The organism is Pseudoalteromonas sp. Z1A6, from assembly GCF_011378745.1.
In the GTDB taxonomy this organism is placed as follows: Bacteria; Pseudomonadota; Gammaproteobacteria; order Enterobacterales; family Alteromonadaceae; genus Pseudoalteromonas; species Pseudoalteromonas arctica.
In genome coordinates, this window is record NZ_WTKW01000333.1 from 1 (window position 1) to 4569 (window position 4569).

At 40.2% G+C, this 4569-nt stretch carries 5 protein-coding genes and 1 pseudogene; 4 read left to right on the forward strand and 2 right to left on the reverse strand.

Annotation, left to right across the window (positions count from 1 at the left end; genetic code table 11):
- Window positions 1–239: pseudogene (locus GQR46_RS16525) on the forward strand (SAM-dependent methyltransferase); the annotation flags it as partial.
- Here GQR46_RS16525 and dtd read toward each other — a convergent pair.
- A complete protein-coding gene (gene dtd, locus GQR46_RS16530) occupies window positions 228–665 on the reverse strand; it encodes a D-aminoacyl-tRNA deacylase (protein WP_024589537.1) in 438 nt (145 codons plus the stop codon). The pseudogene GQR46_RS16525 and the gene dtd overlap by 12 nt on opposite strands.
- Window positions 666–1571, reverse strand: coding sequence for a virulence factor BrkB family protein (locus GQR46_RS16535; RefSeq protein ID WP_007582159.1), 906 nt, complete (start codon window positions 1569–1571; stop codon window positions 666–668).
- Window positions 1572–1658: 87 nt separating this feature from the next.
- Here GQR46_RS16535 and GQR46_RS16540 point away from each other — a divergent pair, with 87 nt between their 5' ends.
- From GQR46_RS16540 to GQR46_RS16550, 3 genes are all read left to right on the forward strand, one after another.
- Window positions 1659–2315, forward strand: a complete 657-nt coding sequence (locus GQR46_RS16540; protein WP_165741556.1) for a DUF2959 domain-containing protein — start codon at window positions 1659–1661, stop codon at window positions 2313–2315.
- A 73-nt stretch (window positions 2316–2388) separates the two neighbouring features.
- Window positions 2389–3468 carry an MBL fold metallo-hydrolase gene (locus GQR46_RS16545; protein ID WP_165741558.1) on the forward strand — a complete coding sequence of 360 codons (1080 nt, stop codon included), beginning with the start codon at window positions 2389–2391 and terminating at the stop codon, window positions 3466–3468.
- 67 nt (window positions 3469–3535) lie between these two features.
- Entirely contained in the window at window positions 3536–4261 is a 726-nt protein-coding gene (locus GQR46_RS16550; protein WP_165741560.1) for a CBM9 family sugar-binding protein, read from the forward strand.
- Window positions 4262–4569: the final 308 nt, after the last annotated feature.

A 4569-nucleotide genomic window follows, 5' to 3' on the forward strand; every position in this document is an offset into this window, starting at 1 on the left:
ATTTATTTAGCCAAATAGACGCGCCTCGATTTTTATTTGAAGAGGCATTTTATAAAAAAATCTACTCGGCTTTAAATAACAACGGCGTGCTATTTATTAACTTTTTATCGCAGCATGAGTCGCAATTAAAGCAACTTCAGCAGCTATTACTCGATGTATTTGGTTGTAATGTTAGCCCGCAAAAAATTACGGGCTATGTAAATCATATTGTCGTGGTAACCAAAAACTTAAACAGATAAGTTAAACGTAACGGGCCCATCGTTACACAAGCTTACTTGCATATCAGCACCAAACTCACCTGTGGCTATTGTAAGCCCCAACTCTTTAGCTTGAGCTACAAAGTATTCGTAAAGCTCGTTAGCTTGGCTTGGCGTTGCCGCAGATGAAAAACTAGGGCGCATACCCTTTTTAGTATCAGCCGCTAGCGTAAATTGCGAAACAACAAGTAACTCACCTTTAATATCTTTAAGGCTTAGGTTCATTTTGTCGTTTTCGTCAGTAAAAATACGATAATTACTTACCTTGTGTAAAAGCTTATCGGCCGTTTGTTTGTCGTCGTGTTTTTCAACGCCCAGCAACAACAATATACCTTGGCTAATTTCGCCTACCACTTGGTTGTTAATTTCTACTTTGGCATGCTTTACACGTTGTATTAAACCTTGCATTTAAACTGTGTCCTTTACTGCTGGTTCATCATCTTCTAGTTCAAGCTCTGGTGTTTCTGGAATATCATTTGGGCTAATGCACGCAGTAAATTCAGCGCCAAGCAAAACAACGACCCACGACAAATACACCCATACAAATAAAATAGGAATGGTTGCTACTGCGCCATAAATAACTTCGTACGACGGAAAATGACTAATATAAAGTGCAAACCCTTTTTTGGTCAGCTCAAATAAAAGTGCCGCAAAAAAAGCGCCAGGTATTGCCGCTCTAAACGACACCCGTGTATTAGGCACTAAGGTGTAGAGCATAATAAAGCCCACCATCGAAATTCCATACGGCAATAGCTTTAACAAAAACCCGCTAAACCCCGGAATTCCCTGATCAGCAAACGACACCAAAGATACAATATAAGAGGTAACACCAATACTGGCACCGAGCAACATAGGCCCTAAGCTCAAAACCATCCAGTACACAGCAAATGAGATCATCATTGGGCGCTTTTTCTTTATGCGCCAAATTCGGTTCAATGTGGCATCTACATTACGTATTAACAGCAAGGCTATTGCAGCTAGAAAGCCAATACCTACCGCCGTCATTTGGTTGGCATTGCCCGCAAAGGAGCTAATATGCTCTCTAATAACATCGGTAGAGGTAGGGACAAAGTTGGTAAACAAAAAGCTCTCAATTTCCATGCGAGTAGATTCAAAGCCCGGAAAGGCTGAAAATATAGCAACACCCACCGCAATTAATGGCACTAAAGAAAGAAGTGTCACGTAAGCAAGGTAACCTGCATTAACCGTTATTTGATCGTCTATACAACGATTAAAATACTGCATCCACCAACCAGGTTGCTGGCGTATAAAGGACTTAACTTGCTGTTTGTAATGTGAGAGCTTATCATTCATACAATTGACTTGTGCTTATATAGTTTTGATTATAATAACAATCAGCGCCATAATTTACAGCACTAACGCTCGTAAACAGGAATTCAAATGAAAAAACAAACATTACTCAGTGTTTCAATGCTTGTAGTAACACTTACTTTAACTGGCTGCCAATCAGCTTATTATTCTGCGATGGAAAAAGTGGGTGTTCACAAACGCGATATTCTTATTGACCGCGTAGAAGAAACAAAAGATTCACAGCAGGAGTCGCAAGAAGAATTTAAATCGGCTCTTGAACGTTTAACTACACTTATTGATTTTAATGGTGGCGAACTACAAGACACCTACAATCAATTAAACGATGACTACGAGTCGAGCTTAAAAGCCGCTAACGAAGTGTCAACTAACATCAATAAAGTAGAAGACGTAGCAGAGGCGCTTTTTGATGAATGGGCCGATGAGCTAGAGCAATATAAAAGTGCATCACTTAAGCGTGAAAGTAGCAAAAAGCTAGCCGCTACTAAGCGTCAATTTGATCAGCTATTACGCTCAATGCGCAGCGCAGAGAGTAAAATGGAGCCAGTATTAACCTCGCTTCATGATAACGTTTTATACCTAAAGCATAACTTAAATGCACAAGCGGTATCGGCTATTAAAGGTGAATTCACTAACCTTAAGCGCGATATTCAATTGTTGATGAACGACATGAACAAATCGATTGCCGATTCAAACAAATTTATTGAACAAATGAATAGCGCTGGCTAATTATTTGTTACTTTAACAAGCCTGCTTAATTGCAGGCTTTTTTATGTTAAAGGCATGCTAAAAGGGATTTACAATGAAACGCTTTTTAACCGCAACAATACTCTTATGTATACTAACTGCCTGCGGTGCACCTAATAATATTAATCGTATTACCAGCTCTGACTCAGTTGTTGTTATTAATGATAAGAACGGTCGTTATAAAAATTTATACGCAGATGAAAAAACATATCCCACTACCTGTACTGAAAACTGCTACCCAGCCCACCCAGACTTACTATGCAAAACCGGCAGCGAAAACTGCCAGTACCAAGGCCAGCAAACTAAACCACAACTTAGTACCGGCTATACCGTACGCTGGCTTGGCCACGCTAGTTTTGTAATTAACACCCCAAATGGTCAAAATGTGCTGTTTGATCCGGTAAAAAATCAGTTTGATTCTCCAGTCGCACTTGGCTTTAAACTCGGCGGTGGTATTTATCGTAAAGCAGGCGCTTGGCCTAGTGAGCAAGAACTGGAAAATATTGATGCGGTAATGTATTCGCATATTCATTACGATCATTTTAATAAAGCCGACATACAAAGCATTGGCAATAAACCTCGTTATTTAACACCACTCGGGATGGCCGACAACTTCCCTACTGGCAGTTTTAACATTACCGAAATGCCGTGGTACTCAACAACCAACATTGACGACTTAGTTATTAACGCCGTGCCAGCTCATCATTTTAGCGCTCGCGTATTAGTGCCCTTTATTTACGAAGATAATAATAAAGACTTATGGAATGGCTGGCTGCTTGAACAAAACGGCAGTACCTTATTTTTTGCAGGCGATACAGGCTACTCAAAACACTTTAAAGACATACAGCAAAAATATGGCGATATAGATGTGTGCTTAATCCCAATCGCTTCTTACTACAGTAAAGAAAGTGGTAAATTTTATCGTTACGTTCACACCACACCAGAGGACGCACTAAACGCCGCGAATGATCTTAACTGCAAAGTAATGATACCGTGGGGATACGGTAACTCAAGTTGGAAAATGGGCGACCATACTAGCCACTCGGCCTTACTGCGCTTATTACACATGGTTAAAAAAATGGATGCTCAAACACCGCTGTATATTTTAAACGAAGGCGAAAGGATTTCACTGTAACTAATTACTCAACTGTTTTAGGATGTGTGTTACACCAATATAAATACACAATAAAATTGAGAGATTAATGAAAAAATTAGCACTCGCCTTAAGCTTTTTATTAAGCGCTCCTGCAATGGCTATTGATGTTGAACATACATCAACTCCAATTACTATTGATGGCGTATCAGAAAGTGCGTGGGATAAAGCCGCTTGGCACGATATGCCTTATTTAATGGATGGCACATTGCCATCAAACGATGCTGACTTTAAAGGGCGTTATCGTTTACTGTGGGATCAAAACTATTTATACCTACAAGCCGATATTGTGGATGATGTTTTAATTGATACACACGCCGATCCAACCTATAAATATTGGGATGACGATGCGCTTGAGGTATTTATAGATAGCGATGCATCGGGCGGAAACCACCAATTTAATCACACTGCTTTGGCGTATCACATTGGCCTTGATAACCAAGCCGCCGATTACGGCCCTGATAAAAAAGCCCATTTGTATACCGACCACTTAGTCAGTAACTGGAAGCGCAACACCACTGCACCTTTTAACATCACGTGGGAAGTAGCCATAAAGCTCTACCCTAACGACTACAAAGAAGGCGCTGTAAATACACCAATTACACTGAGCGAAAAACAAGTCATTGGCTTTATGTTAGCGTATTGCGATAACGATGGCAGCAAAGTGCGCGAACACTTTATGGGTTCACACGAAGTACAGCCAGTAAACGGCGACAGAAACCGTGGATTTATAGACGCAGATGTATTTGGCAAAATCACCCTACTCCCTAAATAGTGAGTAACTACCAATAAAATAATTGAAGTCGGTTGGGTTGAGCACAAGCGAAACCCAACGCAAAAACATCCCACCAACAAACATTGATACTTCGCATTATCGGCTGTTTCAGCTCTCCCTCTTTCACTTCTCATTCCCTTCTCCTTGTGCAAAAAATCTTTAAGTAAATTATTCACAAAGAGGTTAAGAGGCGCTGCGCTTTTAGAGAAAAACAGAAAAGGTACGAGAATATTCATTTTACTAATGATCGATAATCGTTAAATGCAATGTTCGTTGATCACCTTGCTTAGCTAATTTTGGGGAAACAA

Coding starts and splice junctions, on each gene's coding strand:
- GQR46_RS16535 (WP_007582159.1), bottom strand. CDS start 1,571: ATGAATGATAAGCTCTCACATTACAAACAGCAAGTTAAGTCCTTTATA.
- GQR46_RS16540 (WP_165741556.1), top strand. CDS start 1,659: ATGAAAAAACAAACATTACTCAGTGTTTCAATGCTTGTAGTAACACTT.
- GQR46_RS16545 (WP_165741558.1), top strand. CDS start 2,389: ATGAAACGCTTTTTAACCGCAACAATACTCTTATGTATACTAACTGCC.
- dtd (WP_024589537.1), bottom strand. CDS start 665: ATGCAAGGTTTAATACAACGTGTAAAGCATGCCAAAGTAGAAATTAAC.
- GQR46_RS16550 (WP_165741560.1), top strand. CDS start 3,536: ATGAAAAAATTAGCACTCGCCTTAAGCTTTTTATTAAGCGCTCCTGCA.